Here is a 16,702-nt window from a genome sequence, read left to right on the forward strand (position 1 = left end):
CGCGGAAAGTCCCGGGCTGCAAGCCCTTCGGCCGGGGCGGACCGGAGCAGCGGCATTCGCTTTCAGGTTCGGTCCCTCGAACACTTTTGAAAATGAAACTATTGATCCTCAACGGCCCGAACCTCAATTTGCAGGGGCGGCGCGATACGCAGGTATACGGTACGCAGACTTTCGACACCTTGATGGAGACGCTGCAGAGAGCCTATCCGCAGGTCGGATTCGGTTATTTTCAGTCCAATGTCGAAGGGGAGCTGATCGACGCCCTGCAACAGGCCGAGGGTGCATACGACGGGGTGGTGCTCAACGCCGGGGGTTACACCCATACCTCGGTGGCATTGCGCGATGCGGTGGCCGCCATCGACGTGCCGGTGGTCGAGGTGCACATCTCCTCGATCCTCGCCCGTGAGGAGTTCCGCCACGTCTCGCTGCTGGCTCCGGTGGCCGTGGGGTCGATCATGGGCTTCGGCCTGGATTCCTACCTGCTGGGGGTGGAGGCGCTGCTGATCCGCCTCGAGGGGGTATAATGGAGCGGCCAGCAGCCTGCGGAGGGGCGCAGGATGCGGGCCTCCGCGGAGATTAGGCTGCGGCCCGCGCGGCTCAAAAGCCGCTAAACGAGACGCAGGAATAAAAACGATTGTATCTCGGTCCGTAGCCGGCGGAGGGATATCGAAGCCGGAGACTGAGATGCAGCCCTCCGCAACCGACGGTTGCTGGCTGCCGGCTTAACAGCCCAAAACAAGACAAACCGGACAGCCCGCGCGGTTCCGAGAAGCACAGCAAGAGCGAATACGACGAAGGGCTTAATTTCATACATGAGGCTTTTCTCCCTCCCTGTGTGAGGGCTGGGGGCAGATTTGAAGACGCGGCGGTACGCCGAGAGGTTCAACGGTCGGGGCTGGATATACTGGATGAGACAAGAGACCGAGTGGTTAAAACATAACGAATAACAATAAATTTCCCTGGATATGTACAGAATGAAAAAAACCAAGGTCGTGGCAACGATGTCCGATTTCCGTTGCACCGAGGAGTTCGTCGCCAAGCTCTACGATGCCGGCATGGACGTGGTGCGCGTCAATTCGGCGCACGTGACCGAGCAGGGCGCCACGTCGATCGTCGAGACGGTCCACCGCGTAAACCCCTCGATTCCGATTATGATCGACACGAAGGGGCCCGAAATCCGAGTCACGACCATCGCCGAGGAGTACGGCAACAGCATCAATTTCCAGGCGGGCGACCGCGTGGTGGTGCGCGGCTCCGACGGCAAGGATTTCACCACGCGCAAGGTGGTCTACATGAACGTGCCGACGATCGTGACGGACATTCCGGTCGGTGCGCGGATGCTGATCGCCGATGGCGAGCTGGAGATCCGCGTGGTGGAGAAGAGCGGCGAGGAGCTGGTCTGCGAGTTCGTCGTGGGCGGTGCGATGCGTTCGCGCAAAAGCGTCAACGTCCCCGGCATCTGCGTTGCCCTGCCGTCGGTCACCGAGAAGGACCGCCGCTTCATCGAGTGGGCCATCCGAAACGACGTGGACTTCATCGCCCATTCGTTCGTGCGCTCGGCCCGCGACATCAAGGCCGTGCAGGATATTTTGGATGCGCACGGCAGCAAGATCAAGATCATCTCCAAGATCGAGAACCAGGAGGGGCTGGACAATATCGACGAGATCATCGAGGCGTCGTACGGCATCATGGTCGCCCGCGGCGATCTGGGGGTCGAACTTCCCGCCGAGGCGATCCCGAACACGCAGCGGCGCATCGTCGAGAAGTGCATCGCCGCCAAGCGTCCGGTCATCATCGCCACGCAGATGCTCTACTCGATGGTCCACTCCCCGCGTCCGACACGCGCCGAGGTGAGCGACGTGGCCAGCGCGATCTACGAACGCGTCGACGCCGTGATGCTGAGCGACGAGACCGCCATGGGCGACTATCCCGTGGAGTCGGTCGAAACGATGTCGCGCATTGCCCGCGAGATCGAGCGCGACGAGACCCATTTCAAGCCGATGATCGACATGGACATGGTTTCGGTCAACCACGAAATCACGGCCCAGCTGGCCCGTTCGGCGGTCCGCGCCTCGACCAACCTGCCGATCAAATACGTGGTGCTCGACACCAAGACGGGCCGCACGGGGCGTTATCTGGCCGCGTTCCGCGGTCGCAAGACCGTGATGGCGGTCTGCTACCAGCGGCATGCCCAGCGTATTCTGGCCCTCTCCTACGGGGTGGTTCCGATTCTGAGGAACCAGGAACTGAGCGACCGCTACCATTTTCTAACCGATGCGCTGGAGTTCATCGAGCGTTTCCGTAAACTTGCCGACGACGACCTGCTGGCCATCGTGGGCGGCAGCTTCGGACCCGACGGGGGCGCTTCGTACGTCGAAATCGCCAACGTGAAGAATATCCGCATGCGCAATGCGGAGATCGCCGGGAAACGGTGTTAGCGGCGTGAACGGGAAGCCTCGGGAGCGGCCGGGCGGCGAACTGAAGGACAAGGTCGCGCGCGGCGTGGCGTGGAGCATGGCCGAGAAGATCGGCTCGATGCTCCTCCAAATGGCCGTGAGCCTGACGATCCTGCGCCTATTGACGCGTGACGACCTGGGTATCATGGCCATCCTGACGGCCGTCTCGGCCGTGGCGCTGGTGATCGCCGACAGCGGTTTCTCGCAGACGCTCATCCGCAAGGCGGAGCCTGCGCAGGGCGACTACAAGTCGGTCTTCCTCTTCAACATCGTCGTTTCGCTGCTGCTCTACGTCCTGTTCGTGGCGCTGGCTCCCGTGGCTGCACGCTACTACGACATGCCCTCGCTGACGCGGCTTGCACCGGTTTTCTTCCTGCTGCTGCCCATTAATGCGTTGTGTACGGTCCAGAATACACTCTTTGTCCGACAGTTCCGCTTCGCATTGCTGTCGAAGGTGACCTTTGCCGCGGCACTCGTGAGCGGGCTGGCAGCCATCGGGTTGGCGCTGGCGGGCTTCGGCGTGTGGAGCGTCGTGGCGCAGCGCGTGTTGCAGATGGCGGTGCGGGCCGTGCTGCTCTGGTGGCTCAGCGACTGGCGGCCCGCAGGGCGTTACGACGGGGGTGCGCTCCGACGGATGGCCCCGTACAGTTTCAGCCTGATGTCCACCGATCTGATCTCGACCTTCTACAACAAAATTCCGCAGTTTTTCCTGGGCCGCCTCTATCCCGCCGATACGCTCGGCGCGTTCGACCAGGCCGTCAAACTCAAGGATCAGCCCGTGACGTCGGCCATGCAGGCTGTCCAAAGCGTGACTTTCCCCGCCCTTTCGAAGATCGGTGACGATCCGCGGAAGTTCGCCGAGAGCTACCGGCAGGTGGTCATGGTCGTGGCCTATATCCTCTTCCCGATCATGCTCGGCATGTCGGCCGTGGCGCACGACCTCTTCGCGGTGCTGTTGGGCGAGGAGTGGATGCCGACGGTTCCCTATTTCGAGGTGGTCTGTCTGGCCGGACTGTTCTATCCGGTGGCGATGATCGCATTCAATGTGCTGAAAGTCAAAAGTGAGGGCGGTATCATCGTCCGGATTGAAATCATTAAGAAGGCGCTGATGACCGTGATCTTCGCGCTGACGATCCCGTTCAGCGTGCAGGCCGTGGTGTGGGGCCTGGTCGCCATCGCGTTCTGCGAGATGACGGTCAATGTCGCCGCGTCGCTGCGTTTCACGGAGCTGACTGTCGCCCGGCTGCTGCGAACCTTGCTGCCCGTGGCGCTGGCGGCCGGAGGAATGTATGCCGCCGTCCGGCTGACGGGGTGGGCCTTCACGGGCAATGCGTGGCTGCGGCTGGCCGCGCAGGTCGCGGTCGGCGTGGGCGGCTATACGCTCCTGTCGGCCCTGTTCCGACTCGAAGCGTTCCGGGAAGTGACGGCCATCGTCCGCAAACAGCTCCTGCGCCGGTAGCTGAACCTTCATGCAAGCAGGTGAGATGCCTTTCACCAACCCGTTTTTTCGGCCTGTCCTTCTGCGGCTCACCCTCTGCGTCTCACTTTTCTCCGTCTTACCTTCTCTGGCTCCCGCTGTTTCCAGAAATGCGCGAGCAGATGCGTCGCGATGCGCCGCTGAAGTCGATTTTGGTCGAGACGTGAAAAGTCTCGGGCAGCAGCCTGCGGAGTGCACGCGTTAAGCGGGCCTCCGCCGGGGGAGGCTGCGGCTCGCCAACCTAAAAGTCGAGAACAGAGCGACACGAATTTCGGCCCGCCGACCTGCCGGTCGAAAATAAACAAACTCATTGCGGCCACAGTCGTGGAGACACAAAACGGACAAGAAAGGACTGAACTTCATACCTGAGGTTCTTCGCCCCGCCTCTCGTAGGATGACAGCGGCCGAAGCGGGAAATAACCTCGGTCCCGTCTCTTCCCGCCCTTCCGAAACAACGCCGCCCGATCCTTCTGCAAGGATCGGGCGGTTGTCGTTCGGGGAGGGCGACCTCAGGAGTAGACCTTCGGGGTGATGATGCCCCGCAGGACCACCAGCGCGTTGGCCGCCAGCGATTCGAGTTCGTTTTCGCCGGGATAAACCGTTAGCGGGGCGATGAACGAACAGTGATTTTCGATGTAGTCGACCACCACCTGGTTGTAGGCGATGCCGCCCGTGAGCAGGATGCCGTCGACCCTGCCTGCAAGCGCTCCGGCCATGGCCCCGATCTGTTTGGCGATGTTGTAACACATCGCTTCGAGCATTTTCTGGGCGCGCTGGTCGCCCTGGTCGATGCGTTCGAGAACCTGAATCACGGAGTTGGTTCCCAGGTAGGCGACCAGACCGCCCTTGCTCGAAATGAACTTGAGCAGCTCGTCGCGCGTGTACTGTCCTGAGAAGCAGACCTTGATCAGTTCGCTCGAGGGGATGCTGCCCGCGCGGTCGGGGGCGAACGGACCGTCGCCGTCCAGCGCGTTGTTCACGTCGACGATGCGGCCCTGCCGGTGCGCCGCGACCGAGATACCGCCGCCCATATGGGCCACGATCAGATTCGTCTGCTCGTAGACCGTACCCGTACGGTCGCAGTGCAGCCGGGCGATCGCCTTCTGATTCAGGGCGTGGAAGATCGGCTTGCGCGTACACATCGGCATGCCCGTGATGCGCGCCACGTCGTCCATCTCGTCCACCACGGGCGGATCGGCGATGTAGGCTTTGACCTCCCGGCCCGCCATGTGGGCGATCTGCGCGGCCAAGAGGCCGCCCAGGTTGCAGGCGTGCTTCATCTGCGCGTGACGCAGGTCGTAACGCATGCGCGAATTGACCTCGTAGACGCCCGCCGGAACGGGCCGGATCAGTCCGCCGCGGCCGATGACCGCCGAAAGCTCTTTCAGTTGCAGCCCGTGCTCGCGCAGCGCCGCCAGAATCAGCCCCCGCCGCCAGTCCAACTGGTCGATGATGTCGGCATAGGCGGCGATCTGTTCGGCCGTGTGGCGCAGGGTGAGGTCCAGCAAAGGCCGCTCCTCCTCGTAGAGGGCGACCTTTGTGGACGTAGAGCCGGGATTTATTGCTAAGATCTTGTAGCCCATAAAGTTCTCGGTTCGGTTTAGTAGGTTTCAGGTTGTCGGTCGGTTGCCTATTTTGCGGCCAGGCAGGCCAGGGCGATCGAGTAGAGCTTGGTCTTGCTCGAATCGCCGCGCGAGGTCAGCACGCAGGGAACCTTCGTACCCATGACCATCGCGGCCAGTTCGCCCTTGCACAGGTGCGTCGTCGACTTGAAGAAGACGTTGGCCGATTCGAGGTTGGGGAAGAGCAGGCAGTCGGGGTCCCCGGCTACGGACGAACCCTTGACCTTCTTGTGCTCGGCGACCTCCTTGTAGAGCGCCACGTCGAGCGACAGGGGACCGTCGACGATGACGTTGCCCAGCTGTCCGCGGTCGCCCATCTTGGCCAGCAGCGCGCCTTCGGTCGAGGAGACGACGTTGGGCAGCACCTGCTCCGAGGGGGCGATGCAGGCGATCTTCGGGGTCTTGATCCCCAGCAGGTTGGCCGTCTGGGCCAGGTAGCCGATCAGCTTCATCTTCTGCTTGAAGTCGGGCAGCGGAATCACGGCCACGTCCGACATAATCAGCAGCTTGTGGTAGCAGGGCATCTCCGAGATCGAGACGTGGCTCAGCACGCCCTTCGGCGGGAACAGCCCGGCCTCTTTGTTGAGGATGCCGCGCATGTACTTGTCGGTCGATACCAGTCCCTTCATCAGCACGTCGGCGTTGCCCGAAGCGACGGCGGCCACGGCCTGCTGCACGCACTTGACGTCGCTGGACTCGTCGACGATGTTGAACGCCTTGATGTCGATGCCGTTCGCCTCGCAAACCTGGCGGATAACCTCCTTGTCGCCGTAGAGCGTGGGTTCTACCAGCCCCTCCTTGTACGCCTCGTAGACGGCTTCCAGCGTGTGCGAATCCTGGCCGTAGGCGACGGCCAGCCGTTTTTTACCTCTTTTTCTCGCCTCTTCGACGATCTCCGTAAGATGTTGGATCATATGCAATTAAGAATTAAAAATTAAAAATTAAAATATTCCGCAGCGCGGCGGACGGTTGCGGTCCGCAGGTGGCGTCCTACGGGTGGCGTCCTCAGGCAGCGTCCGGCGGGTGTGCCGGCTGCGTCATCAGCCCCGAGGGCAGGCGACGGATGGCCCCTATTTGACCAGGTTGTACGTGTCGGTGGCGATAACCAGCTCCTCGTTGGTGGCGACCACGGCGATCTTGACCCTGGAATCGGAGGCCGAGAGGATCTTGTCGACGCCGCGGGCGCCCTTGTTGGCTTCGCGGTCGAACTTCATACCCATGAATTCCATGCCGGAGCAGACCGCCTCGCGCATTTCGCACGAGTTCTCGCCCACGCCGCCCGTGAAGACGACAAGGTCGACGCCGCCCATCTCGGCGGCATACTCGCCGATGAACTTCTTGATGCGGGCGTAATACATGTCGCGGGCAAGGATGGCGCGTTCGTTGCCCTCCTCGTAGGCGCGGTCGATGTCGCGCATGTCGCTCGAAAGGCCCGAGATGCCCAGCACGCCCGACTGCTTGTTCATCATGGCATTGACCTCGGGGTAGCTCATGCCCTCCTTCTCGCCGATGAACGTGATGGCGCTCGCGTCGACGCTGCCGCAGCGCGTGCCCATCACCAGTCCGTCGAGCGGCGAGAAGCCCATCGACGTGTCGTAGGACCTGCCGTTCCAGACGGCCGTCACCGAACCGCCGTTGCCGATGTGGCAGGTGATGATCTTCGAATGGTCGATGTCCAGCCCGGCCAGCTTCGCACCCACGCGGGCCACGAACTTGTGGCTCGTGCCGTGGAAGCCGTACTTGCGCACGCGGTACTTCTCGTAGTAGGCGTAGGGCAGAGCGTACATGAAGTTGACCGCCGGGATGGTCTGGTGGAACGACGTGTCGAATACCGTGACCTGGGGAACGCCGGGAAGCACCTTTTCGATCGAGAGCACGCCCTCCAGGTTGGCGGGGTTGTGCAGCGGGGCGATGTCGAACAGCGAGCGGATTTTCGCCTTGGTGTCCTCCGTCACGATGCAGCTCGCGGGGAAGAACTCGCCGCCGTGCGCCACGCGGTGGCCGACGGCCTTCACCTCGTCCAGCGAACGGATCACGCCGTGTTCGGGGTCCGTCAGGGCTTTGAGCACCAGACTGATGCCGGTTGTGTGGTCGGGGATGGGCTGGTGTAGCTCGTAAGGCTGCCTGCCTACGGGTTTGTGCGTCAGGTCGCCCTCCGGCTGACCGATGCGCTCCACAAGTCCTTTTGCGAGCAGTTTGCTCGATGCGTCCTCCATGTCGATCACCTGATATTTGATCGACGACGAGCCGCAGTTGAGTACCAGAATTACCATGTTTTTTATGCAGTTAGTTTTGTAATAGTCGTTCCCGTCCAAAGTCCCAGCGCAGTGAACAAGAGGCAGATCCCGACGCTGAGGACCACGTAGAGCGTCGCGGAACCCCACTCGCCGGCGCGCAGCAGCCGCACCGCATCGGCCGAGAAGGTGGAAAAGGTCGTGAATCCGCCGCAGAAACCCACCACCAACAGCCAGACGGCCGTCTCGGAACGGAGCGCAGTCAGCAGAATGCCGATCAAGAGCGATCCGGCGGCGTTGACCGCGAACGTCCCGGCGGGGAATCCGAGCAGCGTATGCCCGGCCAGCAGGCCGCCTGCAAGGGCATAGCGGGCGATAGAACCCAAAGCGCCGCCTGCACCGACCGCCAAAAATTCACGAATCATAAGATAAATATAGGAATTATTTTACATTCGTGCAAATATACGAAAAAATAAGTTACGATTTATTTTATCCGGCGTCCGAATTTCCCCGCCTCGAAGCGGGATGAACCGCTTTGCGCCCGACCGGAAACGGGATATATTTGCACAGGAGCCGGAAAAGATGTAGCTTTGTTCAACTTTTCGGCAAACTTCATGGATAATTCTTCCCGGCTCTCCCGGCAGTCCAACCTGGAACTGTTGCGCATCGTGGCGATGCTGCTGGTGCTCGTCGTGCACGCTGATTTTCTGAGCTTCGGACAGCCCGCGCTTTCCGATCTTCACGCCCGGCCGCTGCCGGTCTACTTCCGTTTCTTCGTGCAGTCGTGCTCGATCGTCTGCGTCGATCTGTTCATTCTGATCTCGGGCTATTTCGCCATCCGCTGGAAAGCGCGGTCGCTCCTGTCACTGCTGTTCCAATGCTGGTTCTACTACGTGGGCTGCGGGTTGGTGCTGATGGGCGCGGGCGTCGTCCCGTTCGACCTGAAAGCGCTGGCGGGCGGGGTGCTCTTCACGCGGCCCGAAATGTGGTTCGTGCGCGACTACCTGGGGCTGTACCTGCTTGCTCCGATGCTCAACGCTTTTTGCGAAAACACCTCCGCGCGCCTGCGGGGCTGGCTGATCGTCGGGTTCTTCGCCTACCAGTCGTTCTACGGCTGGCTGGCGGGGGGCCTCGAATTTCTGGGAGGCTACTCGCTGATCTCGTTTATCGGGCTTTACCTGCTGGGACGCCATATCCGTCTGCAAAGTGCCGACGCAAAAGTGCGGAGCCGGTGGTTCGGACTGGGCCTTTACGGGGGCTGCGTCGCTCTGAGCCTGCTTGCCGTGGGGGTGATGGGTGCACTCTTCGCGCATAAGCCGGGCGTGTTCGACGGCTCCGTCATGAAACTCTATGCCTACAACGCCCTGTGGGTGGTCGCCGCCGCGGTCGGGCTGTTCCTCTTTTTTACGAAGTTCGACCTGCGAAGCGCTGCGGTCAACCGCATCGCTGCTTCGGCCTTCTCGGTCTACCTGCTCCACGCCAATCCGTTCGTTCTGCCGTGGTACACGGCGCTGATGAACGGGTTGTATGCGCGAATCTCCCCCCCCCTCGCATTCGGAGCTGCCGTGCTGGCGGCGTGCGTGGCGATCTTCCTCGGAACGGTGCTGGTGGATCAGGTGCGTATCTGGCTTTGGGGGCGGTTGCAGCCAGTGGCGGAGCGGATTGCGGAACGTATTGCGGCGTTTGTCACGGTTCGAAGCGGTAACCTACGCCCTTGACCGTGGTGATGCGCCTCTCGCCGATTTTCTGCCGCAGTTTGCGGATGTGCACGTCGATCGTGCGGTCGCCGACCACCACCTCCGAACCCCAGATACGGGCGTAAATCTCCTCGCGCGGAATCAGCCGCCCGGGCGATGACCAGAGTAGCTCTAGCAGGGCGAACTCCTTGCGCGGCAGGGTGATGCGCCGTCCGTCGCACGTCACCGTATAGCTCGCGCGGTCGATGTCGATGCCGCTTTTCGCTTTCGCGGCGGCGGGCGCTCCGGCGTCGATGCGTTTGAGAATCGCCTGCACGCGGCTCACCAGCAGCTTCATCTTGATGGGTTTGGTCAGGTAGTCGTCGGCCCCCACGCCGAACCCCGCCAGCTGCTGCTGCTCCTCGCCCAGCGCCGAGAGGAAGACCACCATCGTATCCTTCAGTTCCGGATTCTCACGGATGGCGCGGCATGTCTGCGCCCCGTCCATCACGGGCATCATCATGTCCAGCAGAATCAGGTGGGGACGGCATTGGGCGGCGAGCGTCAGCGCCTCCGCGCCGTTCTGGGCCGTGAAGACCTCGTAGCCCTCCCTGACCAGGTTGTAACGCACGAATTCGAGGATGTCGACCTCGTCGTCGACCAGCAGGATGCGGTGTTTCATGGCGGTTGTTTCAGCTTCGGCGGCCCGGAGCGACGGGCGGCCGGGCTGTTCGTTGGGCGAAGATAGCAAATTTCCGGCTAAATGCCGATTATTTGTCGTACCTTTGCGCTTTAAATTCTCTCTTATGACCAACGAAGTCGATTTCAGCGCCTTGGGACTCTCCGGGCAAATGCTCGAAGCGGTGCGGACCAAGGGGTTCGAAACGCCCACCTCCATCCAACGTCTTACCATCCCGCTGCTGCTCGCCGGGGCGAACGACATCATCGCCCAGTCGCAGACCGGCACGGGCAAAACGGCGGCCTTCGGGCTGCCGATCCTCCAGCAGATCGAACCCGGAGCGGGCGGCGTGCAGGCCATCGTGCTGGTTCCCACGCGTGAACTGGCGCTGCAGGCCGCCGAGGAGCTGCTCTCGTTCAACGCCGAGCGGCGGTTGTCGATCACGGCGATCTACGGCGGTGCGGCGATGAGCGAGCAGCTGCGCCGGCTTTCGCGGGGCGTGGACATCGTGGTCGGAACCCCGGGCCGCGTGCTGGACCATATCCGCCGCGGCACGCTGCGGCTCGAGGGGGTGCGCTACCTGGTGCTGGACGAGGCCGACGAGATGCTCAACATGGGCTTCGTCGAGGACGTGGAGGAGATCATGAGCCACACGGGCGACGACCGCCGCGTGATGCTCTTCTCGGCCACCATGCCCGAACGGATCATCCGCCTGTCGGAGAAGTACATGCGCGATACGCAAATCGTGCGCGTGGAGGCGCAGCAGCTCACCGTCGACCGCACGAACCAGATCTATTTCGAGGTCCGCGAGGCGGACAAGTTCGACGCCCTGACGCGCATCATCGACGTGGAGCCGGAGTTCTACGGCATCGTCTTCTGCCGCACGAAGGTGAGCGCCGACGAGATCACCACGCGCCTGGTGGCGCGCGGGTACGCCGCCGAGTGTCTGCACGGGGACGTGACGCAGGCCATGCGCGAGAAGATTCTGCGCAAGTTCCGCGACCGGCAGATCAACATTCTGGTCGCCACGGACGTGGCGGCGCGGGGTATCGACGTGAGCGATCTCACGCATGTGATCAACTACGCCCTGCCGCAGGACTCGGAGAGCTACGTCCACCGCATCGGCCGCACGGGACGCGCCGGACGCGAGGGCACGGCCATCACGTTCATTACCGGCTCCGAATTCCGCCGCTTCAGCGGCATGATGCGCGACATCCGCGTGGAGATTCACAAGGAGCAGCTCCCCTCGCCGGAGGACATCGTGGCCACGAAGCGCGCTAAGATTAAGGACGATCTGGAGGAGATCGTGGCCGCCGAAACCCATACCGCCTACGCCGATATGGCCGCCGAACTGCTGGCCGCGCATACGCCCGAGGTGGCGTTGAGCGCCCTGCTGCGGCTGGCGTTCCGCAGCGAGCTGGACCAGTCGAGTTACCCCGAGATCCGCTCGTTCTCGGTCGACCGCAAGGGCAAGACGCGGCTGTTCCTGGGCCTTGGCGCGCGCGACGGCTACACGCCCCGCAAGCTGGCCGACTTGTTGAAGCGGCGGTGCGGCCTGCGGGACAAGAATATCGACGACCTGCGCGTGTTCGACAACTTCTCGTTCGTGAGTGTGCCGTTCAGCGACGCCGAAGCGGTGGTGGGGCGGTTGAACGCTTCGTCGCGCGGCCGGCGCATCGCCCGGATCGCCACGCCCGAAGGGGAGGAGCGGCCCGCGGGAGAACGCTCCGGGGAGCATCCGACGGGAGAGCGCTCCGCCGCTGACCGTCCCCGCCGGGCAACCGCACGGACGGAGCACGGCGCCGAAACGGAGGGGAGTATGCGTACCGCTGCCCGGCCGAAGCGCAAAGCCGTCGTTGCACCGGTTGAGCCGGAGAGGCCCGCCGCCGTTGAGCAGAGGCCGGAGGATGCACAGCCGGAGAACAGGCAGCCGGAGCACCCGGCGGAAGCGTATCCCGCCGCGTACCGCGCACCCAAACCGGGCCGCAGGATCGCCGCCCCGAAGTGGAACGCCGAGCCGAAGAGCAACGAGACGTTCGACTGGGAGGCGTTCCAGCGCTTCGAGGACGCCTCCGCCTGGGAGCGGCCCAAAAAGACGACGCGCAGCGCCCGCAAGGGATCGGCTCCCGTCTCCACGGGGCGCAAGGCCGCGGCGAAGCGGGTGGCGGCCAAAGGCAAACGCTGATCCGCAGCCCGGAAACAGTCGCAGCCCGACGTCCGGAACGGATTCCGGGCGTCGTGTTTGTGCGGCGGGCAGCCGAAAATTCCGTTGCAGGTTTCGGCGGTTTCATTTCCGGGTTTTGCATAAAATGGTTATATTTGCGAGATTTATATAATTCCGTATCTGCGGGAACCAAAAACGAGAACTGAGATGGCTACTGAAAAACCGACACTTCCTGCTCCCGAGGAGCAAGTCAGCCCTGCGGCTGAAGATGTGCAAGCGACCCCTCCCGTGACCGATGTCACCGAACCCCAAACCCCCGCTGAGGCGGAAGCGTGCCCTGCGCCGACCGCCGCGGATGCTGCCGCCGACGGATCGGCGGAACCTGTGGCCGAAACGGCTGCGGAGCCTGCCGCCGCTGAGGCGGCGGACGATGCGGTCGGCGTGACGGCCGGGGAAAACGGAGAGCGTGCGGGAGCGGTGGATGTGCTCCCGGAGTCGTCTGCGCAGGTAGCCGAAGAGAATAATGCGCCGGAAGCTGCGGTACAACCCGCCGCGGCGGAAGAGCCTGTCCGGCCCGCCGCGGAAGCAAACGCCGAAACGGTCGCCGCGCCGGAATCCGAAGCGGAGGCGGAACCCGCACCAGAACCCGAAGCGGAAGCAGAACCCGCACCGGCTCCGGAAACGGCCGCGCAGCCCGCCGTACCGGAAGCAGAACCCGTACCGGATGCCGAAGCGGAAGCAGAATCCGCACCGGCTCCGGAACCGGCCGCGCAGCCCGCCGTACCGGAAGCCGAAACTGAACCCAAATCCGAGACGGAACCCGAAAAGGAGCGGCCCAAACGCGCTCGGGTACAGGCCGCCGTAGCCGTCGGAACGACGGACGACGGGCAGCCCTCCCCACAGGTCGATTTCTCGGACGAGGAGGCAGCTCTTGCGGCCCGCGATGCCGGGCTGGAGCTGGAGGAGGAGACCTCGGAGGAGGCCGACGGCCCCGCCGGAGAGGAGCCTGCCGCCGAGGACCGCTTCGCGGGCAGGAGCAAGGAGGAGCTGGTGGCGCTGTTCGCCGAGATGCTCTCCACGCAGCCCGTGCAGTCGCTGCGCCGCGACGTGGAGGCGATCAAGATCGCCTTCTACCGCCTGCGCCGCGCCGAGGTCGAGACCGCCCGCCGCGCCTTCTTGGAGGAGGGGGGCGCCGAGCAGGATTTCCTGCCCGCGGTCGACGGGGCCGAGGTGCAGTTCAAGGAGCTGTTCAGGGAGTACCGCCGCCTGCGCGACGAGTTCATCGCCAACCTCGAAGCCGAGAAGGAGCGCAACCTCGAGATCAAGCTCGGAATCATCGAGGAGCTGAAGGAGCTGGTCAATTCGGACGAGACGCTCAACCATACCTTCAACAAGTTCCGCGAGCTGCAGCAGCGCTGGAAGGAGACCGGTATCGTCCCGCAGCAGAACGTCAAGGATTTGTGGGAGACCTACAACCTGCACGTCGAGAATTTCTACAGCTTCATCAAGATCAACAAGGAGTTGCGCGACCTGGACCTGAAGAAGAACTACGAGCAGAAAGTCCTCCTCTGCGAGCAGGCCGAGGCCCTCGTGCTGGAGCCGTCGGTGGTCGAGGCGTTCCACAAATTGCAGAAGCTCCACGACCAGTGGCGCGAGACGGGTCCCGTCGCCAACGAGTTTAAGGAGACGCTTTGGGAGCGTTTCAAGGCGGCGTCGAGCCGCATCAACAAGCAGCATCAGGAGCATTTCGAGGCCCTGAAGGAGGAGCAGGTACGCAACCTCACGCTCAAGACGGAGCTGTGCGCCGCCGCCGAGGAGCTTTGCGCCCAGCCGCTGACCACGCGCAAGGAGTGGAACCGCGCCAGCGACCGCCTGCTGGAGATTCAGAAGACGTGGAAGACCATCGGCTTCGCGCCCCGCAAGGACAACAATCGCATCTACGAACGCTTCCGCACGGCGTGCGACAAGTTCTTCGAGGCCAAGCGCGGCTTCTATACCGGGGTAAAGACCGAGATGGAGCACAACCTCCAACAGAAAACCGAGATTTGCGAGGCCGCCGAGTCGCTTTCGGGCAGCGAGGAGTGGAAGAAAACCACCGATGAGCTGATCGCCCTGCAGGCCCGCTGGAAAGAGATCGGGGCCGTGCCGCGCCGCCACTCGGACGCCATCTGGAAGCGCTTCCGCACGGCGTGCGACAAGTTCTTCGAGCGCAAGGCCGCCCACTTCTCGGGCGTGGACAGCGAGCATGAGGAGAACCTGCGGCGCAAACAGGCCCTGCTGGAGGAGATGGAGGCGGCCGATGTCCGCAGCGGCGGTTACGAGGTGATCCGCGACTTCCAGCGCCGCTGGGGCGAGATCGGCTTCGTGCCCATCAAGCAGAAAGACGCCATCCAGAAGCGTTACAAGGCCGCCGTCGACGACCTGTTCGACACGCTGCGCGGTTCGGAGCGCGACCGCTCGATGAACCGCTTCCGCGACAAGGTCTCCACGCTTCGCACCGCGGGCGGCAGCCGCCTGCGCTCCGAGCGCGAACGGCTCTACAACAAGGTGCGGCAGATGGAGCAGGAGATCGCCCTGCTGGAGAACAACATCGGTTTCTTCGCCAAGTCGAAGAACGCCGAGGCGCTCGTGGCCGACGTGAAGGCCAAGATCGACCGCGCCCGCGAGGAGATGGCCGCCGCGGTGGAGAAGGTCAAGCTGATCGACCGGCAGGCCCGCGAGCAGCACGAATCGGAAAACAACGAAAACAAATAGTCTGTAACGTAATGAAACTCTCGAAACCCAAGTACATATTCGTTACGGGCGGCGTCGCCTCGTCGCTCGGCAAAGGGATCATTTCGGCCTCGATCGCCCGCCTGCTGCAGGCGCGTGGGTACTCGGTGACCATCCAGAAGCTCGACCCCTACATCAACGTCGACCCCGGAACGCTCAATCCCTACGAACACGGCGAGTGCTACGTGACCGAAGACGGCGCCGAAACGGACCTCGACCTGGGCCACTACGAACGCTTCACCAACCAGCCCACGTCGAAGGCGAACAACGTCACCACGGGCAAGATCTACAAGAGCGTCATCGAGAAGGAGCGCAAGGGCGAGTATCTGGGCAAGACCGTGCAGGTCATCCCCCACATCACCGACGAGATCAAGCGCCGCATCCAGCTGCTGGCCCAGCGCAAGGAGTACGACGTGATCATCACCGAGATCGGCGGCACGGTGGGCGACATCGAGTCGCTGCCGTTCATCGAATCGGTGCGCCAGCTGCGCTACCAGCTCGGGTACAAGAGCACGGCGCTGGTCCACCTGACGCTGATCCCCTACATGACCGCTTCGGGCGAGCTGAAGACCAAACCCACGCAGCACTCGGTCAAGGCGCTGCTGGAGAACGGTCTGCAGCCCGACATCCTGGTGCTGCGCACCGAACATCCGCTCTCGACGGCGCTGCGGCGCAAGGTGGCGCTCTTCTGCAACGTCGACGCCAACGCCGTGATGGAGTCGATCGACGTGCCGACGATCTACGAAGTGCCGCTGCGCATGCACGAACAGCATCTGGACGAGGTGGTGTTGGACAAGCTGAACCTCCCGTCGGAGCAGGAGCCGGACATGGCCGCTTGGAGCGCCTTCGTCGAGCGGGTCAAGAATCCCTCGAAGAAGATCGAGATCGCGCTGGTGGGCAAGTACACCGAGCTGCCCGACGCCTACAAGTCGATCTGCGAGTCGTTCATCCACGCCGGGGCGGTCAACGACTGCAAGGTCAAGCTGCGCTACGTCAACTCGGAGAAGATCGACGCGCAGAACGTCGCCGAGAAGCTGGGCCGCATGGCCGGTATCGTCGTGGCCCCGGGCTTCGGCAACCGCGGCATCGAGGGCAAGATCGAGGCCGTGCGCTTCGCCCGCGAGAACAACATCCCCTTCCTGGGCATCTGCCTGGGCATGCAGTGCGCCGTGATCGAGTTCGCGCGCAACGTGCTGGGCATCTCCGACGCCAATTCGAGCGAGATGGACGCCACGCCCCATCCCGTGATCGATTTGATGGAGGAGCAGAAGGGCGTAACGGCTAAGGGCGGCACGATGCGGCTGGGGGCCTATCCCTGCACGCTGAAGAAGGGGTCGAAAGTGGCCGCGGCCTACGGCAAGCTACAGATTTCGGAGCGCCACCGCCACCGCTACGAGTTCAACAACGACTACCTCCCGCAGTTCGAGGCCGCCGGCATGCAGGCCGTGGGCATCAACCCCGACACGGGGCTGGTCGAGGTGATCGAGATCGCCGGCCACCCCTGGTTCGTCGGCACGCAGTACCACCCCGAGTACAAGAGCACCGTGGAGCGCCCTTCGCCGCTGTTCGTGGCGTTCGTGGCTGCGGCGCTGGCGCATGAAAACAAGTAATCACCGCAAGAA

12 protein-coding genes are annotated in these 16,702 nt (G+C 63.1%); 7 read left to right on the forward strand and 5 right to left on the reverse strand.

Features of this window, described 5'->3' with window-relative positions; genetic code table 11:
* The first annotated feature begins 92 nt into the window (after positions 1 to 92).
* The 3 genes from aroQ to ACMO9O_RS06005 all read left to right on the forward strand — a co-directional run bounded on the left by aroQ (position 93) and on the right by ACMO9O_RS06005 (position 3,915).
* Entirely contained in the window at positions 93 to 524 is a 432-nt protein-coding gene (aroQ, locus tag ACMO9O_RS05995; protein WP_418982838.1) for a type II 3-dehydroquinate dehydratase, read from the forward strand.
* Between the two features lie 441 nt (positions 525 to 965).
* Positions 966 to 2,438 carry a pyruvate kinase gene (gene pyk / locus ACMO9O_RS06000; RefSeq protein WP_418982839.1) on the forward strand — a complete coding sequence of 491 codons (1,473 nt, stop codon included), beginning with the start codon at positions 966 to 968 and terminating at the stop codon, positions 2,436 to 2,438.
* 4 nt (positions 2,439 to 2,442) lie between these two features.
* The gene (locus ACMO9O_RS06005) at positions 2,443 to 3,915 is read left to right on the forward strand and encodes a lipopolysaccharide biosynthesis protein (protein WP_418982840.1); all 1,473 of its coding nucleotides are present in this window, start codon (positions 2,443 to 2,445) and stop codon (positions 3,913 to 3,915) included.
* Between the two features lie 527 nt (positions 3,916 to 4,442).
* Here ACMO9O_RS06005 and buk read toward each other — a convergent pair.
* The 4 genes from buk to crcB all read right to left on the reverse strand — a co-directional run bounded on the left by buk (position 4,443) and on the right by crcB (position 8,214).
* On the reverse strand, positions 4,443 to 5,516 hold the full coding sequence (gene buk / locus ACMO9O_RS06010) for a butyrate kinase (RefSeq protein WP_418982841.1): 1,074 nt from the start codon (positions 5,514 to 5,516) through the stop codon (positions 4,443 to 4,445).
* Positions 5,517 to 5,563: 47 nt separating this feature from the next.
* A complete protein-coding gene (locus ACMO9O_RS06015; protein ID WP_418982842.1) occupies positions 5,564 to 6,469 on the reverse strand; it encodes a phosphate acyltransferase in 906 nt (301 codons plus the stop codon).
* Between the two features lie 156 nt (positions 6,470 to 6,625).
* The gene (locus tag ACMO9O_RS06020) at positions 6,626 to 7,828 is read right to left on the reverse strand and encodes an acetate/propionate family kinase (protein ID WP_418982843.1); all 1,203 of its coding nucleotides are present in this window, start codon (positions 7,826 to 7,828) and stop codon (positions 6,626 to 6,628) included.
* 5 nt (positions 7,829 to 7,833) lie between these two features.
* Positions 7,834 to 8,214 carry a fluoride efflux transporter CrcB gene (gene crcB, locus ACMO9O_RS06025; protein WP_418982844.1) on the reverse strand — a complete coding sequence of 127 codons (381 nt, stop codon included), beginning with the start codon at positions 8,212 to 8,214 and terminating at the stop codon, positions 7,834 to 7,836.
* 189 nt (positions 8,215 to 8,403) lie between these two features.
* Between crcB and ACMO9O_RS06030 the strand changes: the two genes are divergently transcribed.
* Positions 8,404 to 9,507 (forward strand): acyltransferase, encoded by a 1,104-nt coding sequence (locus ACMO9O_RS06030; RefSeq protein ID WP_418982845.1) that lies wholly within the window; start codon positions 8,404 to 8,406, stop codon positions 9,505 to 9,507.
* Here the strand turns inward: ACMO9O_RS06030 and ACMO9O_RS06035 are convergent.
* Positions 9,476 to 10,147 (reverse strand): response regulator transcription factor, encoded by a 672-nt coding sequence (locus ACMO9O_RS06035; RefSeq protein ID WP_418982847.1) that lies wholly within the window; start codon positions 10,145 to 10,147, stop codon positions 9,476 to 9,478. The two genes, ACMO9O_RS06030 and ACMO9O_RS06035, sit on opposite strands and share 32 nt — an antisense overlap.
* A gap of 124 nt (positions 10,148 to 10,271) precedes the next feature.
* Here ACMO9O_RS06035 and ACMO9O_RS06040 point away from each other — a divergent pair, with 124 nt between their 5' ends.
* The 3 genes from ACMO9O_RS06040 to ACMO9O_RS06050 all read left to right on the forward strand — a co-directional run bounded on the left by ACMO9O_RS06040 (position 10,272) and on the right by ACMO9O_RS06050 (position 16,690).
* Complete coding sequence (locus tag ACMO9O_RS06040; RefSeq protein ID WP_418982849.1) at positions 10,272 to 12,329, forward strand: DEAD/DEAH box helicase; 2,058 nt, start codon at positions 10,272 to 10,274, stop codon at positions 12,327 to 12,329.
* 186 nt (positions 12,330 to 12,515) lie between these two features.
* Positions 12,516 to 15,062, forward strand: a complete 2,547-nt coding sequence (locus tag ACMO9O_RS06045; RefSeq protein ID WP_418982850.1) for a DUF349 domain-containing protein — start codon at positions 12,516 to 12,518, stop codon at positions 15,060 to 15,062.
* Positions 15,063 to 15,073: 11 nt separating this feature from the next.
* Complete coding sequence (locus ACMO9O_RS06050) at positions 15,074 to 16,690, forward strand: CTP synthase (protein ID WP_418982852.1); 1,617 nt, start codon at positions 15,074 to 15,076, stop codon at positions 16,688 to 16,690.
* Positions 16,691 to 16,702 lie beyond the last annotated feature (12 nt).

The organism is Alistipes sp. (genome assembly GCF_048465635.1).
GTDB lineage: Bacteria > Bacteroidota > Bacteroidia > Bacteroidales > Rikenellaceae > Alistipes.